18 protein-coding genes are annotated in these 20,202 nt (G+C 40.2%); 14 read left to right on the top strand and 4 right to left on the bottom strand.

The genetic code is table 11. From position 1 onward, the window contains the following. Nucleotides 1–68: 68 nt before the first annotated feature. The gene (locus tag QT16_RS02555) at nt 69–3,173 is read right to left on the bottom strand and encodes a bifunctional diguanylate cyclase/phosphodiesterase (RefSeq protein WP_039485344.1); all 3,105 of its coding nucleotides are present in this window, start codon (nt 3,171–3,173) and stop codon (nt 69–71) included. A gap of 201 nt (nt 3,174–3,374) precedes the next feature. Between QT16_RS02555 and QT16_RS02550 the strand changes: the two genes are divergently transcribed. Both QT16_RS02550 and QT16_RS02545 read left to right on the top strand, forming a co-directional pair. After that, nucleotides 3,375–4,217, top strand: a complete 843-nt coding sequence (locus tag QT16_RS02550; protein ID WP_039485342.1) for a pirin family protein — start codon at nt 3,375–3,377, stop codon at nt 4,215–4,217. 21 nt (nt 4,218–4,238) lie between these two features. Then, nucleotides 4,239–5,213, top strand: coding sequence for a glutathione S-transferase family protein (locus QT16_RS02545; RefSeq protein WP_039485341.1), 975 nt, complete (start codon nt 4,239–4,241; stop codon nt 5,211–5,213). A gap of 3 nt (nt 5,214–5,216) precedes the next feature. On the opposite strand, the gene QT16_RS02540 is transcribed toward QT16_RS02545, so the two are convergent. From QT16_RS02540 to QT16_RS02530, 3 genes are read right to left on the bottom strand one after another with little or no spacing between them, the layout of a single operon-like run. Next, entirely contained in the window at nt 5,217–5,459 is a 243-nt protein-coding gene (locus QT16_RS02540; RefSeq protein ID WP_039485339.1) for a hypothetical protein, read from the bottom strand. A gap of 1 nt (nt 5,460) precedes the next feature. After that, entirely contained in the window at nt 5,461–5,916 is a 456-nt protein-coding gene (locus QT16_RS02535) for a threonine/serine exporter family protein (protein WP_039485337.1), read from the bottom strand. 6 nt (nt 5,917–5,922) lie between these two features. After that, on the bottom strand, nt 5,923–6,261 hold the full coding sequence (locus QT16_RS02530) for a hypothetical protein (RefSeq protein ID WP_002957982.1): 339 nt from the start codon (nt 6,259–6,261) through the stop codon (nt 5,923–5,925). A gap of 497 nt (nt 6,262–6,758) precedes the next feature. Here QT16_RS02530 and mraZ point away from each other — a divergent pair, with 497 nt between their 5' ends. The 12 genes from mraZ to QT16_RS02470 are packed head-to-tail and all read left to right on the top strand — an operon-like array spanning nt 6,759 to nt 20,202. After that, nucleotides 6,759–7,217 carry a division/cell wall cluster transcriptional repressor MraZ gene (mraZ, locus tag QT16_RS02525; protein ID WP_007582904.1) on the top strand — a complete coding sequence of 153 codons (459 nt, stop codon included), beginning with the start codon at nt 6,759–6,761 and terminating at the stop codon, nt 7,215–7,217. A gap of 28 nt (nt 7,218–7,245) precedes the next feature. Next, entirely contained in the window at nt 7,246–8,184 is a 939-nt protein-coding gene (gene rsmH / locus QT16_RS02520; protein ID WP_024606338.1) for a 16S rRNA (cytosine(1402)-N(4))-methyltransferase RsmH, read from the top strand. After that, the gene (ftsL, locus tag QT16_RS02515) at nt 8,181–8,507 is read left to right on the top strand and encodes a cell division protein FtsL (protein WP_002957986.1); all 327 of its coding nucleotides are present in this window, start codon (nt 8,181–8,183) and stop codon (nt 8,505–8,507) included. Before rsmH ends, ftsL begins: the two co-directional genes overlap by 4 nt. Beyond that, entirely contained in the window at nt 8,504–10,321 is a 1,818-nt protein-coding gene (locus QT16_RS02510) for a peptidoglycan glycosyltransferase FtsI (protein ID WP_002957987.1), read from the top strand. The genes ftsL and QT16_RS02510 overlap by 4 nt, the downstream gene beginning before the upstream one ends. After that, on the top strand, nt 10,314–11,792 hold the full coding sequence (gene murE, locus QT16_RS02505; RefSeq protein ID WP_039485331.1) for a UDP-N-acetylmuramoyl-L-alanyl-D-glutamate--2,6-diaminopimelate ligase: 1,479 nt from the start codon (nt 10,314–10,316) through the stop codon (nt 11,790–11,792). Before QT16_RS02510 ends, murE begins: the two co-directional genes overlap by 8 nt. After that, a complete protein-coding gene (locus tag QT16_RS02500; protein WP_039485329.1) occupies nt 11,789–13,171 on the top strand; it encodes a UDP-N-acetylmuramoyl-tripeptide--D-alanyl-D-alanine ligase in 1,383 nt (460 codons plus the stop codon). The genes murE and QT16_RS02500 overlap by 4 nt, the downstream gene beginning before the upstream one ends. After that, complete coding sequence (gene mraY / locus QT16_RS02495) at nt 13,171–14,253, top strand: phospho-N-acetylmuramoyl-pentapeptide-transferase (RefSeq protein WP_002957990.1); 1,083 nt, start codon at nt 13,171–13,173, stop codon at nt 14,251–14,253. The genes QT16_RS02500 and mraY overlap by 1 nt, the downstream gene beginning before the upstream one ends. Then, nucleotides 14,254–15,588 carry a UDP-N-acetylmuramoyl-L-alanine--D-glutamate ligase gene (murD, locus tag QT16_RS02490; protein ID WP_039485326.1) on the top strand — a complete coding sequence of 445 codons (1,335 nt, stop codon included), beginning with the start codon at nt 14,254–14,256 and terminating at the stop codon, nt 15,586–15,588. It begins immediately after the preceding gene. Further along, on the top strand, nt 15,585–16,760 hold the full coding sequence (gene ftsW, locus QT16_RS02485; RefSeq protein WP_002957992.1) for a cell division protein FtsW: 1,176 nt from the start codon (nt 15,585–15,587) through the stop codon (nt 16,758–16,760). The genes murD and ftsW overlap by 4 nt, the downstream gene beginning before the upstream one ends. Further along, a complete protein-coding gene (gene murG, locus QT16_RS02480; RefSeq protein ID WP_039485324.1) occupies nt 16,757–17,833 on the top strand; it encodes an undecaprenyldiphospho-muramoylpentapeptide beta-N-acetylglucosaminyltransferase in 1,077 nt (358 codons plus the stop codon). Before ftsW ends, murG begins: the two co-directional genes overlap by 4 nt. Next, complete coding sequence (gene murC / locus QT16_RS02475; protein ID WP_039485322.1) at nt 17,834–19,285, top strand: UDP-N-acetylmuramate--L-alanine ligase; 1,452 nt, start codon at nt 17,834–17,836, stop codon at nt 19,283–19,285. Beyond that, nucleotides 19,282–20,202 carry a D-alanine--D-alanine ligase gene (locus tag QT16_RS02470; RefSeq protein WP_039485318.1) on the top strand — a complete coding sequence of 307 codons (921 nt, stop codon included), beginning with the start codon at nt 19,282–19,284 and terminating at the stop codon, nt 20,200–20,202. The genes murC and QT16_RS02470 overlap by 4 nt, the downstream gene beginning before the upstream one ends.

The raw sequence follows: 20,202 nt of genomic DNA, 5'->3' as shown, positions 1-20,202 counted from the left end.
TATATCTGATTGCTTAACTTGACCGCGCAGACGCATTATTTATTGCGTAACAGTGATTTTTTGTTTATTTATTTAAATAAAGCGACTTTTTTATCAGCTAGAAGTGCCATAAAACTGCTTTTATTTAAAGGTCTTGAAAATAAATAACCTTGTCCGTAATCACATCCGGCTTCAAGTAATAGCTGCATTTGTAATTCAGTTTCAATTCCTTCGGCGATTACTTTTAAGCCCAGTTGATGCGCCATAACAATTATTGCTTCACACAGTGCAAGTTCTTGACTGCCTACTTGGATATTATCAACAAAACGTTTATCTATTTTTAAATAGTCGGTATCCATTTCTTGTAAGTAAGCGAGTGACGAATATCCTGTACCAAAATCATCAAGGGCAAGCTGCATACCTGATTTTACTATTTCTTTTAAGCGACGTTGCGTTAATGCTTCGGGGTTAATCATTAGGCCTTCAGTTATTTCTGCCACAATTGAGGATGCAGGTAATTTTGCAGCTTTTAGCATATCGTACCATTCATCTATACCACTCTCTGGTGTGGATAACTGTACTGGCGACACGTTTACACTTATTTGAAAAGTATCATCGGTTAGGGTTTTTATATCGTTAAGCGTTTGCAAGGTTTGAGCAAATACAAATTGGCCAATTGCATTTATTTGCCTAGTTTCTTCAGCAAGAGGAATAAATGCGACAGGGCTAATTAGGCCTTTTTCGGGATGTTGCCAACGAATAAGTGCTTCAGCTTTATGAATATGTAAATCATTCAAAGCAACTATGGGCTGATAAAATAACTCAAACTGTTCAAGTTCTATGGCACTTCGTAAGTCTTTTAATAGCACCATGCGTGCGTGTGCATATTCGCGCATGTCAGCAGAGAAAAATTCAAAACAGTTACGACCATTACTTTTTGCTTTATACATAGCCTGATCGGCTGCTTTTAAAAGCTGTTCAGTATTTTCACCATCATTAGGGGCGCATGCTATGCCCATACTGGCGCTAATAAATAATTCTTCGTTTTCAAGATGTAAAGCAGACGATAGGCTAAGCAAAATATTACTGGCAATTTGATTAATATGACGCGTACTTTTTATACGATTAAATACAATAACAAACTCATCACCACCAATACGTGCCACAAACTCAGCATTTTTTGCCGACTGAACTATGCGTTGCGATACGAGTTTTAATAAGTTATCGCCATAGTGGTGGCCTAATGTGTCATTAATATCTTTAAAGTGATCAATATCTAAAAGCATGACAACCAATTGATTGTCGGGAGTAACAACGTTTGAAAATCGTTGATTTAATCGCTCCTTTAACTCTAAACGATTTGGTAAGTCAGTTAGGTGATCATAGTGAGCTTGTCGCCAAATTGTTTCATCGGCTTGTTTTTTCTCAGTGAGGTCTGTAAATATCGCGATTCGACGAATAGGTGCGTTGTTTGTATCATAAACCGTATCGATTGTGAGCCACTCAGAGTAAAGCTGCCCGTTCTTTTTACGGTTAATAACCTCGCCTTGCCAGCGGCCTGTTTGCTGTAATTCAGACCACATTTTATTGTAAAAATTCTTATCATGTTTTCCTGATGAAAGAATTGAAGAGGAGCGCCCAATAACTTCTTCTTTATTATATAAAGTTGTTTTGCAAAACGCAGGGTTTACATCAAATATTATTCCCGTTGGATCGGTGATTGCCATGCCTTCACTACTGTTGTTATATACTAGCGAGGCAAGGTGGAGTGCTTCTTCATTTATTTTTCGTTGTGTTATATCTCTTAGTACAACAACGTATTCATTTTTACTTTGCATTGCACTAATACGCGCTTCAAAGCTGCGTTTAGGATTGGATTTTTCGAGTGTAAATTCTAAATTACTCGAAACATCAAGCTTAGATAACTGCGATAACAAAAGCTGCACATTGTTGTGAGAAAGTATTGATGATAAATGAGGTGCTGCAGTGCTGTTTGGGTTTACTTGAGGCTTAAATTGCCCCGTTATGTTGAGAATATCGCCATGGATGTTAATTCTAACGTAACTGTCGGGTAGAGTATTAAGCAAGCTGGTAAGCTCATCGTGCTTGTTTTTTAAATTAGCCTCGGCTGTTAACCTGGTTTGCGCCATTGATTTAAAGCGCTGATAGAGAGTATTTAGCTCTGGATTATTTGGCTGTATTTTTTGTGACGGCATTTCGCCCTTAGCCAACACGTTTGTTGCATTTGTTAGATTATTAATTGGGTCGATAATGCTGGTTTTAAGCAGCTTACGGGCAATTAAACATAGCACTAGCAGTGATAAAATAAACACACCAATCGCTATAAAAAAATTATTATTTATTTGCTTTAAAGCATGAGTAATAGGAAGTGCAATATGTATATTTAAGCTGTTATTACTCGGATCTTTATAAATAATAGAGTGATGAAGCATTCGATCTTCACCCTCAATAGATTTTATTTTTGTTGATGCCTCATTATCAATCGAAGAATCAGTTGCTAATAAAGTCTTTGCAATATTATCGCCAAGGGCTGCAGTTGTTGGTGGGTAACGCGCTAAAATTTTTCCATTAGAATCAGCGATTGCAGCAATAGAGCCAGGTGGCAGTTCAATATTATTAAAAGCATTGTTCCACCAGTCAAGCGCAACAACGATAACTACAACGCCCTGAATTACATTTTTTTTATTAATGATAGGCAACGCAAAGTTAAGGGTGTTTTTTTGCAGGCTTCGGTCGTGCTGAAAATAACCTACCGACAATTGGTTACTTTTTAAGGCATTTTGAAAATACGCACGATCTGCAATACTTATTGTTTTGGCTAGTCCGCTTGTTGTACACATGACAATGCCATTTGGATCTATAATCCCGATATTGGCAACATGGGCATAAATAGCTCTAAATTGATTAAAATAATTAGGGCAGGACGTTGCTAAATTTTCTTTTTTACTTTCCTCTTTAGCCAAATAACGCGCTAAACGGTCAATATCATCGACTAAGTGCTTTTGCTGTAAAATTAATTGCTTAGCAATGTTTTCTACTTTTTTTTCACTTTGCTCAATAGAGTGGTGGCGTTCAAGCAGCAGAGTAAAAATAATTACAGCGGTGCCCGGAATACTTAGCAGTATGAGCAAACGATAAAGCTGATGTTTGAGAGAATAAGTAGAAATAACCATTCCTTAGTTTCGTATTTTGCAATAACAATTGTAGCCAAATTCACTCCAAATAACCATAGTAATTATAAGGTTGAAAATATAACCAATGAATCAATGTTGTTCTATTTTTTAGAACCTTAAGCTCGATTTAAAGACATAGTTGTTTTGTTTAATGAATGATTTAATAGCCTCATAAACTTATTCTTTAGAGTGAATTAAAAAATGAAAATATCAAAAATACTTACAGCTTATGCAACTCAAGATGGCGATGGCGTGAGCATTAGCCGTATACCTGGGTTTGATGGTAAATATTTAGATCCATTTTTGATGATTGATGAACTTAAGTCAGATGACAAAAAAGATTATATGGGAGGATTTCCTGAGCATCCGCACCGAGGAATTGAAACGTTTACTTATATTCTAAAAGGTGGCTTTGAACATCGTGACCAAATGGGTAACAAAGAAGCAATTAAAGCAGGCGATGTGCAATGGATGAGCACAGGGCGCGGCGTCATGCACAGTGAAATGCCACTCGCTGATGCTATAGATGGTCTGCATGGCTTTCAAATTTGGATAAACATGCCAAGCGCAGAAAAAATGCGTGATTCACGTTATCAAGATACGACTAAAAACCCAGCTCCTAGTTTTACAAATACGCAAGGCGTGACGTTAAAAGCACTTGCGGGATCGTGGCAGTTCGAAGGTGAAACGCTTGCAAGCGAGCTGCAAAGTTTAGCTGCTAATGCGGCGCTCGCTGATATTACACTACCTGCTGGTAAAAGCACTTATTTAGAGCCTCTTAGCCAACAAAAAGTAATGCTTTATATTCATAGCGGCTCACTAATAATGAGCGACAATCAAACAATACCAGCGGGCAAGTTACTTATTTTAGAACCAGGCAGTGATATTAATATTAGCTCTGAGCACGGCGCTGGTGTTTTGGTTTTAGCAGGCGATCCACTTAATCAGCCAATTGCTCATATGGGGCCGTTTGTAATGACGACGCAAGCTGAAGTACAGCAAGCGGTACGTGATTATCAAAACGGCGAGTTTGGCAAAATATAACGGTATTTTTAGGAGAGTTTTATGGGATTATTAGTTAACGGCCAATGGCAAGATAAATGGTATGACACAGATTCAAGTAACGGTAAGTTTGAACGCGAAACGGCGCAGTTACGTCACTGGATAACTGTTGATGGTAGCGCCGGAATAACGGGCGAGGCCGGATTTAAAGCACAAGCGAACAGGTATCACTTATATGTATCACTTGCGTGTCCTTGGGCGCATCGAACGCTTATATTTAGAGCGTTAAAAGGGTTACAAGATTTAATTACGGTGTCGGTTGTTAGCCCTGATATGCTTGATAGTGGTTGGGCTTTTGATACGCAAAACCACAGTACTGGTGATGCTTTATTTAATAGTAACTACTTACATCAAGTGTATACAAAAAATAATCCTAAGTATTCCGGGCGAGTCACCGTACCTGTATTGTGGGATAAAAAGCTAAATAAAATTGTCAGTAATGAGTCTGCCGATATTATACGTATGTTCAATAGTGCGTTTAATGAGTTAACAGGTAATAACGATGACTACTATCCAGAGGCACTACGACCAAAAATTGATGAATTAAATGCGTTGATTTATCCAAATATAAATAATGGTGTTTATCGTACGGGATTCGCAACAACTCAAGATGCATACGAAGAGGCGTTTAACGATTTATTCAAAGCACTCGATAAAGTAGAAGGGATACTGAGCAAGCAGCGTTATTTAACAGGTAATAGGCTCACCGAGGCAGATTGGCGATTATTCACTACTCTCATTCGGTTTGATAGTGTGTACGTTGGCCATTTTAAATGTAATTTACGCACAATTGAAAGCTATCCTGCATTAAGTGGATACCTTAGGGAGCTATATCAAGTTAAAGGAGTGGCTGAAACAGTTGATTTCTATCATATTAAGCGTCACTACTATTTTAGTCACACAATGATCAACCCAACACAAGTTGTGCCAAGTGGTCCAAGTATTGATTACTTATCAGATCACGGTAGAAATGTTTAGCGCTTAAGCTATCAAGTTCACTAGCCAGCCGTATTTTCTTACGAAGCTAGTTTCGCTTTTACCCGCTTGTACTGCTGCACCTGCGATAAAGGCACTTGAAAGCCCAACTTTGGTTGCGGCAAAACGCTTTAGTCTATATTGGAACGCTGCATGATGTTGGCGTTTCAATTCACTGCGCGTATCCATTTGCTTACTTAGAGCATCAACGTTTTCATTAGGTGCTTTAATTAAGTAGTTAACTAACATACTAATTTCCTTGTAGGTTAAATAGCTGCTTTAAACTTTTAAGCGTTTTACTAAAGCCAATTTTATTGCTTAAGTAAACTGTATTTTTCCAAAGCCATATTAAACAAGCAACTTGTAGTAAAGTAGCTGTTGCAATACTTAGCCATACCGACCCAAAAACATCGTATACACCGTATCCAACAGCACCTAGAAATCCTGCCCACAACAAAACCAAACCACTGGCAAAGCATCCTAAAAATATAGTGATCAATGCAAGCGATCTAAGCGATAACCGCCATTCAGCTTTAGCAAGCTGGTGAGTGATCTTTCCTTGAGTTTGGTAATCATCCTTGAGCTGCTTAGAATACTCTAAAAGCATTGCAACATGATCTTGCCAATCGTCCTTATGGCTATGTTGCTCAGTAGTTTGGTCTTGCACATTACCATCCTTGGTTGCTGTTGTTTGTGGGTTACTCATCACTAATTACTTACGACGAAGTAGTGATGTGATTAACATACCCGCAGCAAAAGCAATACCCGCAGTTGCTAATGGGTTTTCAGAAGCAAAAGCACGAGTTTTTGCAGTACATTCACTTAGTTTTTCACGTGCAATAAGTTGTTTTTCGCTTAATGCATCTGCTGAGCTAGAAGCTCCTTTACGCACACTGCTTTCAGCTGTTGCAGCTTTGCTAGAAAGTGCATCTACAGCATCGTGCGCCGCTGATGTTGCTTTCTCTGTAAGAGGAGACTCAGTATTTGTTAGTTTAACGTCAGGCTTAACATCTGAAGTTGTATTTGGTTTCGTATTCGTTGCAGTAGCCATAATCAATCCTTAATAAGTTAAAAATTTAAATAGTGATTTAGATGATGCAATGATTAAACCAAACTTGTTATTTATTTTAACTGACTGAATTTGATGGGTTTTGTTTGTGTTTTTTAATTTTTGATAAGTAGTATATTTAAAATAAACAGTAACTATTACTACACGGCTAGGTAAATTTTACAAAGAGGATAAAAACGCCTTAAAAATTGTAAATATTCATTGGTTATTCAGTAAGCAATGCATGTAAACAGAAAGTTATAAAAGCAAAGCTGATATTTTTCTTTACCTCAATCCCACTTTTTCCCACGTAATTCAAACGCTTCGCTTGAGCCCTTATTTTTTCTAGCTTTGAGACTCACTAAAGCTGGTCAGCTTACTTGACAAAATGGCTTGTCAAGCCCTAAACTGGAGCACTGTGGTAAAAAGTGGTTTTTAGTGGATCTCATTGGATAAAATAAACAAAAAATTGAATAAAACAATTTCAAAGTAGGTTTTTTATGTTTCGTGGCGCGAGTTCACTGAGTTTGGATGATAAGGGGCGTTTTGCGGTACCGACAAAGTACCGAGAATCTCTGTTGTCTGAAGATCAGGGGACAGTTATTTGTACCGTCGCATTAAATGAACCGTGTTTATGGTTATATCCATTGGCTGAGTGGCTCGAAATAGAAAGCCGTTTAGCGAAAATATCTAATATGAATCCACGAGCTCGACGAATGCAACGTATGTTGCTAGGTAACGCTACAGAGTATCAACTTGATAAAAATGGTCGAATTTTGCTTGCGCCGTCATTACGTGCCCATGCATCTCTTGGCAAAAAAATCATGCTGGTTGGTTTGATGAATAAGTTTGAAATTTGGGACGAGGCGCGTTGGCACGAGCAAATGCAGCAAGATACTGAGCTTGAAAGGCTTGGTGATTTTGAACCTAACCAAGATTTAGATAATTTTACACTCTAACGGCACAAAAAAAGGCACACAATAGCTAATGACAGCGCAATTTGAACACGTATCCGTATTAATGGATGAGACCATCGATGCCCTTGCAATTAAGCCAGACGGTATATACATGGATGGTACATTTGGACGTGGTGGCCACTCTGGGCAAATTTTAGCACGCCTTGGTGATGAAGGTCGCCTGCAAGCAATTGACCAAGATCCACAAGCAATACAATCAGCTGAAAAATTTGCTGATGACCCACGTTTTGCAATTGCACATACTCGCTTTTCAAACTTATACGAAGTAGCACAGCAAAACGATCTAATTGGTAAAGTGGATGGCATTTTATTAGACATTGGTGTTTCGTCACCACAACTAGATGACGCTGAGCGTGGCTTTAGTTTTATGAAAGACGGCCCACTCGATATGCGTATGGACCCTACAACAGGTCGCAGTGCAGCACAGTGGTTAGCAGAGGCTGAGTTGGATGATATTACCCACGTAATTAAAAAATTGGGCGAAGAAAAGTTTGGTAAACGCATTGCACACAAAGTACTTGAAGTTCGTGAGCACACGCCAATCACAACTACCAAGCAGCTTGCTGACCTTGTTGATGAAGCTGTACCGGTAAAAGATAAGTTTAAACACCCAGCTACCCGTACTTTTCAGGCTATTCGTATTTACATTAATAGTGAGCTTGAAGAGATTCAAACTGCGCTACAGTCTGCAGTTAAAGTGCTAAAGCCAGGCGGACGTTTAGTGGTGATTTCGTTTCATTCTTTAGAAGACCGTATTGTAAAACAGTTTATTAGAAAACAGAGTAAGGGAGAAGCATTACCCAGAGGTCTGCCTTTAACTGATGCACAAATAAATAAAAATCTGACGTTAAAAGCAGTGGGTAAAGCTATTAAGCCAAGTGCTGCAGAAGTAGAGCGTAATCCACGTTCTCGTAGTTCTGTACTTAGGATTGCACAGAGGTTGGGATGAGTAAAAAAGCGAGCTATCGGCAACCTAATTTATTCTTTGAAATATTAAAAGGCCTAGGAGCTAATAAGCTAACCTCGGCCTTGTTGGTTGTGATATTCGCTTCTAGTTTAGCTGTTGTGCAAACAACCCACTTAGCTCGTGGCCAACTTATACAGCAAGATCAATTATTACAAGAACGCGATGAGCTCGATTTAGAGTGGCGCTACTTACTTGTTGAAGAAGAATTTTATTCGCAACATGCACGCATTGAAGAAGTAGCTACATCACAATTGAAAATGAAAAGACCTACGAGTCAAGATGAGCAGGTAATAATAGTACAATGAGAAATAGAGGCAAAAAACCAGTCACTAATTTAATCACATGGCGCTTTATGCTGGTGTGTGCAGTTGTGTTTATGGTGTTTGTAACACTCGTATCTCGCGCTGCTTATTTACAAGTAATAGAACCTGATAAAGCACGTTCAGAAAGTGACAAACGTACCGTGCGCGTTGAAAAACTACATGTGCAACGCGGGATGATTTTTGACCGTAATGGTAAAGAGTTAGCGGTAAGTGTGCCTGTTGTAAGTGTATATGCTGATCCTAAAGCATTGCACAAGTCGCTAGTCTCTAAAGTAATTAAACAAGCACGTAAAAGCGGCGAAGATCATTTATCTTTAGCTGAAAATACCGCTGAGCTTGATAAGCGTACTGCACTTTATTATAAAAACGATTTACGCTGGCGTGAGCTTGCTGATGTATTGCGTATTGATCCTAAGAAGATTAACTCTCGACTATTAAACGATCCCTCGCGTCGCTTTGTTTATTTAAAGCGCCAAGTTACTCCTGCTGTAGCAAATTATATTGGCGATTTACGCCTACCAGGTATTCATTTACTAGATGAATCTAAACGCTATTACCCCGCCGGTGAGGTTACCGCGCATGTTATTGGTTTTACTAATATAGATGGTAAAGGCATTGAAGGCATTGAAAAGCTATACGAAAACGCTTTAACGGGCGAGGAAGGCCGCCGCACTATACGTAAAGACGCACAAGGGCGTGAAGTAGAAGTGCTTGACGAGCGTGAGCGCGTAGAGCCAGAAAGTATAGAACTAAGTATTGACCAACGAATTCAAGCTATTGCCTACAAAGCTGTAAAATCAGCTGTACTGACTTACAAAGCCACATCGGGCTCAGCTATGGTAGTTGATGTTAAAACCGGTGAAGTGCTGGCAATGGTAAATAGTCCTTCATTTAATCCAAATAACTTAAGCGATGCTGCACCTCATAAGCGTCGTAATCGCGCAATTACAGATTTGTTTGAACCAGGCTCAACTGTTAAGCCTCTAGCCATTTTAGCTGGGCTAGACTACGGCGCCATTCAGGCAGATGACACGATTGATACCTACCCAGGTTGGATGCGTTTAGGTGGTAGTTTAGTTAGAGATACTCGTAATCACGGCGAACTAACACTGCGCGAAATACTAAAGTACTCCTCAAATATGGGGGTTGCGAAGGTTACTCAGTTAGTGCCTAAAGATTACCTTGTAGGCTTATATCAAAAAGTAGGCTTTGGCAGTGACACCGGTACTGGAATGGTAGGTGAAAGCAGTGGTTTGTTTTATCCAAATCGTCGTTGGTCTGACTTTGAAATTGCAACTTTATCATTTGGTTATGCAATTTCGGTAAGTACTGCGCAAATGGCGCGCTTTTATACCATGTTAGGCGCTGGTGGAGTTAATCGACCACTGACTATTTTAAAGCAAGATAATATACCTGAAGGCGAACGTATTTTTAAACAAAAAGACGTAGAAGCCGTAGTCCACATGATGGAAAGTGTATTTGAAAAAGACGGTACTGCTCGCAACATAAAAGTTGATGGGTATCGTGCTGCTGGTAAAACAGGTACATCTAAAAAAGCCGTAGCAGGTGGTTATGGTGATGAATATGTAGGTTACTTTGCAGGTGTAGCACCGGCAAGTAATCCTCGTTTAGCCGTGGTAGTTATGATTAATGAACCAGGTGGTGATGTGTACTATGGAGGTGCCACCGCTGGCCCTGCATTTGCAGAAATCATCTCTAACGCATTAAGAATATTAAACGTAGCGCCTGACAAGGAAGAGGTTGCGTACGTACAAGGTAAAGATAACGATGCGTGATTTAAAGGATATTTTAAAATACATCGAAATAGATGCGCCCTCGCAACTGGTTAAGCATTTACGCCTTGATAGCCGTGAAGTAACGCCAGGTGATGTATTTGTTGCTATTAAAGGCCATACACTTGATGGCGGACAATTTATTAATAAAGCAATTGAAAATGGCGCAATAGCTATCATTGCTGACAGATTATGTGAATTTGAAAGCAGTTTTGAGCCACTGTATTTAGTTTCGGAGCTTGATAAAAAGCTTCCAGAATTAGCAAGTCGCTTTTATAGCCAACCAAGTCAGACTCTTGATTTAATTGGTGTAACAGGTACAAATGGTAAATCGACCACCACAGCAATGATTGCCCACTTAGCACAGTTTTGTAGTACTGAGTCGGCTATTATAGGTACTTTAGGTTATGGCCATCCTGATAACTTAATTCCACTGATAAACACTACGCCTTCAACAGTTGATTTACAGCATATTTTGAGCGATTTAAATTCGCAGCATAAAAAGCTGATAGCCATGGAAGTATCATCTCATGGGTTAGTGCAACAACGCGTTGCTAAATGTCAGTTTAAAGCGGCTGTGTTTACTAATCTTTCGCGCGATCACTTAGATTACCATGGGGATATGGCAAGTTACGGTGATGCGAAATTAATGCTTTTCCGTGATTTTGAGCCGCAAGTTGTAGTGCTCAATCAAGATGACTTTCAAGCTGAGCAATGGCTTGAAAAGTATGATTTTAATAACCTAATTTGTTATGGCCGCAAAAACTTGGCACCTAAGAATGCCCGATATGTTTATTTTTCTGATGTAGAATATTCAAGTGAAGGTATTTCGGCGCAGTTATCGACGAGTTGGGGTGATATTTCAATTAAATCGCCTCTGTTTGGCGAATTCAACTTATATAACTTAACGGCAGCGCTCGCTACATTACTAGGGCTAGGTTATCCGCTTGAGCAGCTAGTTGCTGGTTGTGCGCAGTTACAGCCAGTCGCTGGTCGAATGCAAGCATTTAGTCAAGCTGGCATGCCAACGTGTGTTGTTGATTACGCCCATACACCCGATGCACTTGCACTTGCATTACAAGCATTGCAGTTGCATGTGCCAGGTGGTGTAAGTTGTGTATTTGGTTGTGGTGGCGACAGAGACAAAGGTAAGCGCGCATTAATGGCGCAAGCTGCTGAGCAAAACGCTAATAAAATTATTATTACCAGTGATAACCCTCGATCTGAAAATCCTGATGACATTATTGCAGATGTAGCAGGCGGTCTAACCCATCCTCAAAATGCACATTTAGAGGCTGATAGAGCAGCTGCAATTCGTTTTGCTATAGAAAACGCTACAGCTGATGATGTTATTTTGATTGCAGGTAAAGGCCACGAAGATTATCAAATTATAGGCGATAAGCGGATCGACTTTTGCGATCGCCGCTATGTACAAGAACAACTAAAAAAAGCAGTAAGAGGGATAACACAATGATCCCAATGGATTTTGATTGGTTAGCTAATGTGCTAACAACCGATTATCAAGGTGATAATCAACACGTGCTAAATATAAATACTGATACTCGTACAGTGTGCGATGGCGAAGTGTTTTTAGCACTGAAAGGGCCAAATTTTGATGGCCATAAATTTATAGCTGAGGCTAAACAAAAAGGCGCTATTGGCGTTATTGTTCAGCACAAAGTTGATGTAGATATTCCACAATTTATAGTAAGCGATACACGTATTGCACTAGGTGCAATTGGCACTGCGGTTATGGCGCAAGTGGCGCCTAAAACAATTGCAATTACAGGGAGTGTAGGCAAAACCACCGTAAAAGAAATGTGTGCGGCAATTTTGTCGGTTCACGGTGATGTATTAGCTACTAAAGGTAATTTTAACAACGATATTGGCGTCCCACTTACGTTATTGCGCTTAGAGCCTCAACATCGTTTTGCTGTTATTGAGCTAGGTGCAAATCACTTAGGTGAAATTGCTTACACAACGGCAATGACAAAACCAGATGTGGCCGTTGTATGTAATGTTGCAGCAGCTCACTTGGAAGGTTTTGGTAGCTTAATGGGCGTTGCAAAAGCTAAAGGTGAGATTTTTGATGGCCTAAAAAATGACGGTGTTGCCATTGTTAATTGCGATAGTGAATTTAGCCAGTATTGGTTAGATAAACTTGAAGGGCGTAATGTTAAACGCTTTTCTACAACCGAAAAACTAGATATTTGGGCAGAGAACATCACGCTTGATGGCAATGCGCGTGCAAGCTTTACGCTTTGCACTAAAAACAAGCAAGTGCCTGTTACTTTGGCACTACCTGGTAAGCATAATATTAGTAATGCACTTATCGCTGCGGCGCTGACCAGTGAATTTGATGTAACCCTTGAAGAAATAGCCAATGCACTTGCCACAATGGGTGATGTAAAAGGGCGCGTTAATTTAATTGAAGTGTCTGATTTACTTACCGTGGTTGATGATACTTATAATGCCAATGTTAAGTCGGTAAAGGCTGCGATTGACTTGTTAAGTGATATGCAAGGTCACCGCATTTTAGCACTCGGAGATATGGGTGAGCTTGGTGAAGATGCACGTAAGTACCATCAAGAAGTTGGCGAGTATGCACTTGAACAAGGGATTGATGAGTTATTTACATTAGGCGTGTTAAGTAAATACGCAAGTGATGTGTTTGAACTTCCTAATCGCCACTTTTCGAGCCGCGAACAGATGCAGCAAAAAATTCAAGAAAGTATTAATAAAGTGAATAAAAAAACAACAATAGTAGTGAAAGGATCGCGCAGTTCTCGCATGGAATTATTAGTAACCGATTTAGTTAATGGCCAGCAACAAGCCATCAATGGAGTATCATAATGTTAGTTTGGCTGGCAGAGTATTTAACACAGTATTTTAGTGGTTTTCATGTTTTTTCGTATTTAACGCTACGTGCCATTTTAGGTATTTTAACTGCGTTAATTATGTCTCTTTATTTAGGGCCTAAGTTAATTCGTGGTTTGCAACGTATGCAAATAGGTCAAACAGTTCGCGACGATGGTCCGCAATCGCATTTGTCTAAGTCGGGTACACCGACTATGGGTGGCTTACTTATTTTAGCGGCTATTTTTACAAGCACGCTACTTTGGGCCGATTTATCAAATAAATATGTGTGGGCAACACTGTTTGTAATTGGCTCATTAGGTATTGTTGGCTTTGTTGATGATTACCGTAAAGTTATTCGTAAAGACCCAAAAGGTTTAATTGCTAAGTGGAAGTACTTTTGGCAATCGGTCATTGCATTAGTTGTAGCTACTGCTTTGTACTTTACCAGTGCTCAAGCATCTGAGACATCTCTTGTTGTTCCATTTTTTAAAGACGTATTACCACAATTAGGTTTGTTTTATATTGTGCTTACGTATTTTGCCATAGTAGGTACATCAAACGCGGTAAACCTGACAGATGGTTTAGATGGCTTGGCGATTGTGCCAATTATTTTGGTGGCTGCAGCATTGGCAATTATTGCTTACTTAACAGGTAATATTAACTTTTCGGCTTACTTACATATTCCACATTTACCGCTAGCGAGTGAGCTTGTGGTTGTGTGTACTGCCATTGTGGGCGCAGGGCTTGGCTTTTTATGGTTTAACACTTACCCAGCACAAGTATTTATGGGCGATGTTGGCTCATTAGCACTTGGTGGTGCATTAGGTATTATTGCTGTTTTAGTACGCCAAGAATTACTGCTTATTATTATGGGCGGTGTATTTGTAATGGAAGCACTATCGGTAATATTACAAGTGGGGTCGTATAAATTACGCGGACAACGCATTTTTAGAATGGCGCCGATTCATCATCATTATGAATTAAAAGGTTGGCCAGAGCCTCGCGTTATTGTGCGCTTTTGGATTATTTCTGTTGTGCTAGTGCTTGCTGGCTTAGCTACTTTAAAGATTCGATAAATGCAGTATTTAAACGAGATAAAAAACAAACAAATAACAGTGCTCGGACTCGGTGTAACCGGTCTGGGCATTGTGCGTTTTCTATTATCTCATGGCCTCGCCCCCAAGGTCGTTGATAGCCGAGCAACCCCGCCGGGGATTGATTGGTTAAAAGAGCATGCGCCAAATCTAGATACCCACTTTGGTAATTTAGATGACGCTGAGCTTTGTTCAAGCAATATGATTATTATAAGCCCTGGGCTTAGCTTAAAAATACCAGCTGTTGCAAATGCAATTAACGCAAGTGTTGAAGTGATTGGCGACGTTGAGTTATTTGCTCGTATTAATACAAAACCAGTTGTTGCTGTTACGGGCTCTAACGGTAAATCAACCGTGGTTACGCTCGCTTATGAAGTATTAAAAGAAGCCGGCTATAAAGTTGCTTTGGGTGGGAATATTGGCACAGCGGTGCTTGATTTACTCAACGATGATTTTGATGTGTATGTACTTGAGTTATCTAGTTTTCAGCTAGATACCACAACGAGTTTAAAACCTGTAAGTGCAACGGTATTAAATGTGTCAGAAGATCACCTTGACCGATACGACAGTTACCAAGCTTATATAGACTCAAAGCTAAGTATTTATGACGGTGCAGAGCTTATTGTTGTCAATGCAGACGATATTCAAACACATCCAGTTGAGCGCGGTACAACTCCCCTAATCAGCTTTGGTGCTCAACAAGGTGATTACCATTTAGCGCAGCATAATGGCGAAACTCATTTTATGCTTAAAGGCGATGCCTTTTTACCTGTTGATACGCTTGCGGTAGTGGGTAAGCACAATTATTTAAATACGCTTGCAGTAATGGCGCTTTTAAGTCCGTTTGAAGTAAGTAAAGATCAATATAAGAACGCGTTAGGTCAATTTAATGGGTTGGCTCATCGCTGCCAATTTGTAGCTGAGCTTAACGGTGTAAAGTATTTTAACGATTCAAAGGCAACGAATGTTGGAGCGACCATTGCAGCAATAGATAGCTTGGCTAGTGATGGTGAAAACCTGATTGTTATTGCAGGTGGCGATGCTAAAGGCGCTGATTTAAACGCACTTAAACCCTACATAGAACAACATGTAAAAGCATTAATTTGTTTTGGTAAAGATGCAAGTGACTTAGCTGCGATTACCAATAAGAGCTATTTAACTAACAACATGGAAGAAGCCGTTGCTTTGGCCAATGTACTGAGTAGTACAGGCAATATTGTTTTGTTAGCACCTGCATGTGCCAGCATTGATATGTATAACAACTATATGCAACGCGGTGATGACTTTATTCAATGTGTTATGGCAGGGCAACTATGATTGCTTTTTCCGATATAAGAGATGCATTAACACCAAAACCTTCAGGTCAGTTGTATGATGTACCGCTGTTGTACTGCGTAATTATGTTAATTGGTGTTGGTTTTATCATGGTAACCAGCGCTTCAATGCCGACCGCAGAGCGGTTATTTGATGACCCATACCATATTACTATTCGCCACAGCATGTTTTTGGCAATGTCTTTTGTGCTTTTTTGGATAAGTGTTTGTGTGCCAATGGATTGGTGGAAACGTTCCAACCCTTATTTATTAATACTAGGCATGGTGCTGTTAATAGCGGTATTGATTGTTGGGCGTGAAGTGAATGGTGCTAAACGATGGATACCTATTGGCCCTGTTGGTTTTCAGGTGGCTGAGGCCGCTAAATTATACTTTTTTAGTTATATTGCGGGTTATTTGGTAAGAAAACGCGAAGAAGTACAAGAAAATATTAAAGGCTTTGCAAAGCCAATAGCTGTATTTGCAGTGTATGCGCTGCTTATTTTGCTGCAACCTGATTTAGGCACAGTGGTTGTTATGTTTGTAACAACGGTTGGTTTACTGTTTTTAGCTGGCGCTAAATTATGGCAGTTCTTTGTACTTATTCTAACTGGCGTCGGTCTGGTTGTATTACTGATTATTGTTGAACCATATCGAATGGCGCGTGTTGTCGGCTTTTTAGACCCTTGGGATGATCCTTTTGGTAAAGGTTATCAGTTGGTTCAATCGCTAATGGCTTATAGCCAAGGTGGTTGGTTTGGCCAAGGCTTAGGTAACAGTGTACAAAAACTGCAATATTTACCTGAAGCGCATAACGATTTTATTTTTGCTGTAATAGGTGAAGAACTTGGTTTAATAGGCGTTGTAAGTATTTTAATGGTATTAGCTACTTTAGTATTTAGAGCGTTATTAATAGGCCAACAAGCGCTTAAGTGTGGCAAAGAATACGAAGGCTATTTTTCGTTTGCCATTGGTATTTGGTTTGCATTTCAAACCATGGTGAATGTAGGTGCGAGCGCGGGTATTTTGCCAACTAAGGGTTTAACCCTGCCATTTATTTCTTATGGTGGTTCAAGCTTGTTAATTATGACCATTGCCACGGGTATTTTATTGCGCGTAGATTTTGAAACCAAAATGGCAACCAAACAAGCCACCTCACGTGGAGGCAAGCGATGAGTAAAAAATTAGTAGTAGTGGCTGGTGGAACTGGCGGACACATTTTTCCTGGTATTGCAGTGGCTGATTATTTAAAACAGCAAGGCTGGCAAGTTAGCTGGATTGGCACACCAGATCGAATGGAAGCAAGCGTTGTACCTAAGCATAATATAGATATTGATTTTATTAATGTAAAAGGTGTTCGTGGTAACGGATTAAAACGTCTTATTAAAGCCCCATTCATGGTAGTTAATGCAGTATTGCAAGCGCGTAAGGTATTGAAAGAACAGCGTCCAGATGTAGTACTCGCAATGGGCGGTTATGTTACGGGACCCACGGGAATTGCCGCAAAGAGTTTAGGTATTCCGTTAGTTATTCACGAGCAAAACGCTGTAGCGGGTATGAGCAATAAACTGCTAGCTAAGGTGGCTACACGTGTATTAGCAGCATTCCCAAGTGCTTTTGCACAGGGTCAAGCCGAGCTAGTAGGTAACCCAGTTCGCCAAAGCGTTATGAATATAGTCAAACGCGATGTATCAAGCCCTATTAATATTTTAGTGGTAGGGGGCTCGCTCGGTGCACAAGTGCTTAATCAAACATTACCAGAAGCATTTAAAGTACTAAATAATACAGCTCCTATAAGCGTATGGCATCAAACAGGTAAAGGTCATTTATCTACTGTAGAAACAGCTTATAAAATGCATGGCTTTGCGGATGGTAATACAAAAATAGCTGAATTTATTGATGATATGGACGCGGCGTATAGCTGGGCTGATATTGTTGTTTGCCGCGCTGGTGCATTAACTGTTAGCGAAATTGCAGCAGCAGGTAAAATGGCTGTTTTTGTTCCTTTTCCACATGCCGTGGACGACCATCAAACAGCAAACGCACAATATTTAGTGATGGCTAATGGCGCATTATTAATGCCACAAGGGCAGTTTAATAAACAATCAATTGTTGAACTATTAAGCCCATATTTAGCCCAACCTTCATTAATTACTGAAATGGCTACAAATGCAAAAAAACAAGCCATTTTAGATGCCACAGCAAGCGTAGCAACGCACTGTGAGCAAGTAACAAATAAGAGAAAATAAGTGAAAGAAACGTCAGTACAAGAAAAACACACGCGCCCAGCAATGCGCCGAATAGAAACCATTCACTTTATTGGTATTGGTGGAGCCGGTATGGGCGGTATTGCTGAAGTACTCGCTTTTGAAGGCTACCGTATTACAGGTTCTGACATTGCTCATAGCGCTATGACAGATCGCTTAATTAAAGCCGGTGCTGAGGTATTTATTGGCCATCATGAAAATAACGTGAAAGATGCCAATGTAGTGGTTGTTTCAAGCGCGATTGATGAAACAAATCCTGAAATTATTGCAGCTAAAGCCGCAAGAATCCCTGTTGTGCGCCGCGCAGAAATGCTCGCAGAACTAATGCGTTTTCGCCACGGTATAGCGATTGCGGGTACGCATGGTAAAACAACGACAACAAGCCTAATTGCAAGTATTTATGGACAAGCAGGGCTCGATCCAACTTTTATTATTGGTGGCTTGTTAAATAGCGCAGGTAGTAACGCAAAAGTAGGCAAAAGTGATTTTTTAATAGCAGAAGCTGATGAAAGCGATGCGTCGTTTTTACACTTGCAGCCAATGGTCTCGGTGATCACAAATATTGAAGAAGATCACATGGATACTTACGGCGGCAGTCTTGAAAAAATGAAAGACACGTATGTAGATTTCATCCATAACTTGCCGTTTTATGGTTTAGCTGTTGTATGTATTGATTCTGAAGTTGCTGCAGAGCTTATCCCTCGCTTTGGTCGCCCAGTTATTACGTATGGTGAATCGAAGGATGCTGATTATCGCATGAGCGACTTTAGCCAATCAGCTAATACGTGCACATTTACAGTAACTAACAAACAAGGTGAGTGTTTAACTGCCACATTGAATATGCCAGGTAGACACAACGCACTTAATGCAACCGCTGCGATTGCTGTTGCAAAAGATCAAAACATTGCGAATCATGCAATTTTAGAAGCGCTGCAGAAGTTTGAAGGCATTGGTCGTCGTTTTCAGCACTATGGTGAATTTGAAAACGAGCGGGGCAACGTGATGTTAGTTGATGATTACGGGCATCACCCTTCAGAAGTTGCAGCAACAATTGCAGCAGTGCGTGAAGGTTGGCCTGATAAGCGTTTAGTAATGGTTTATCAACCTCATAGGTTTTCTCGTACACGCGACTTATACGAAGATTTTGTAAAAGTTCTTGCTGATGTAGATCAGTTACTATTGCTTGATGTGTATAGCGCTGGTGAAGATCCTATTGTAGGGGCCGACAGCAAAAGCTTATGCCGTAGCCTTCGCCAACGTGGCAAAGAGCCGCTGCACGTAGCAACAAATGCTGAGCTTGCAGGTGTTTTGGCCGCAAATTTACAAAACAATGATTTAGTATTAACCCAAGGCGCTGGTAATATAGGTCAGTTAGTTAAAACATTAGCTGCAACGGGTATGTCGATAGAAAAACTTAAGCAAGGTGAAGTATGACTCAGGTAAACACACAATTTGGTAAAGTAGCGGTACTGCTAGGTGGTAACTCAGCAGAGCGTGAAGTGTCTTTACGATCGGGTCAGGCTGTTTTAAATGCGCTGCAAAATAGTGGTATTGATGCAATTGCATTTGACCCACAAAGTCGTTCTTTGTGGGAGTTAAAAGAATTAAATGTAGATCGCGTTTTTATCGCTTTGCATGGCCGTGGTGGCGAAGACGGCACAGTGCAGGGTGCACTTGAATTTATGAACTTGCCTTACACGGGCAGTAATGTACTCGGTTCAGCACTTGCTATGGATAAAGTACGTTGTAAGCACTTATTTAAATCAGCGGGTTTAAGTACTGCACCTTATACCGTAGTTGATGCTAAAAAAGGTTTTGATGCTAAAGCCATTATGGATGAGTTTAAAAAGGTAATGGTTAAGCCATCGCATGAAGGTTCAAGCATAGGTATGGCGCAAGCAAGTACAACACAAGAGCTTGAAGATGCACTAGCTAATGCATTTAAGTTTGATAACCAAGTACTTGTAGAGCAGTGGATCACTGGTCGTGAGTTTACAATCACGGTGCTTGGCGACGATGTACAACCAGTCATTGAGATGACGACACCTAATGGTTTTTACGATTACCAAGCTAAGTATCAATCAAATACAACCCAGTATCATTGCCCTGCAGATTTATCAGAGCAAGATACTAAGTACTTACAAGCCATATCGCTAGATGCGTTTGATTTAGTGGGTGCAAGTGGTTGGGGGCGTGTTGATGCTATGCAAGACGAGCAAGGGAATTTTTACCTGCTTGAAGTAAATACAGTACCAGGCATGACTGAAAAGTCACTAGTACCGATGGCTGCAAAAGCGAACGGGGCAACTTTTGAGCAATTAGTTGTTCGCATTTTAGAGCAAACGCTTTAA

Origin of the sequence: Pseudoalteromonas distincta (assembly GCF_000814675.1) — a bacterium.
GTDB classification, from domain to species: domain Bacteria; phylum Pseudomonadota; class Gammaproteobacteria; order Enterobacterales; family Alteromonadaceae; genus Pseudoalteromonas; species Pseudoalteromonas distincta.
The sequence above is the reverse complement of the archived record's forward strand: the minus strand, read 5'-3'. Positions and strand labels throughout refer to the sequence as shown.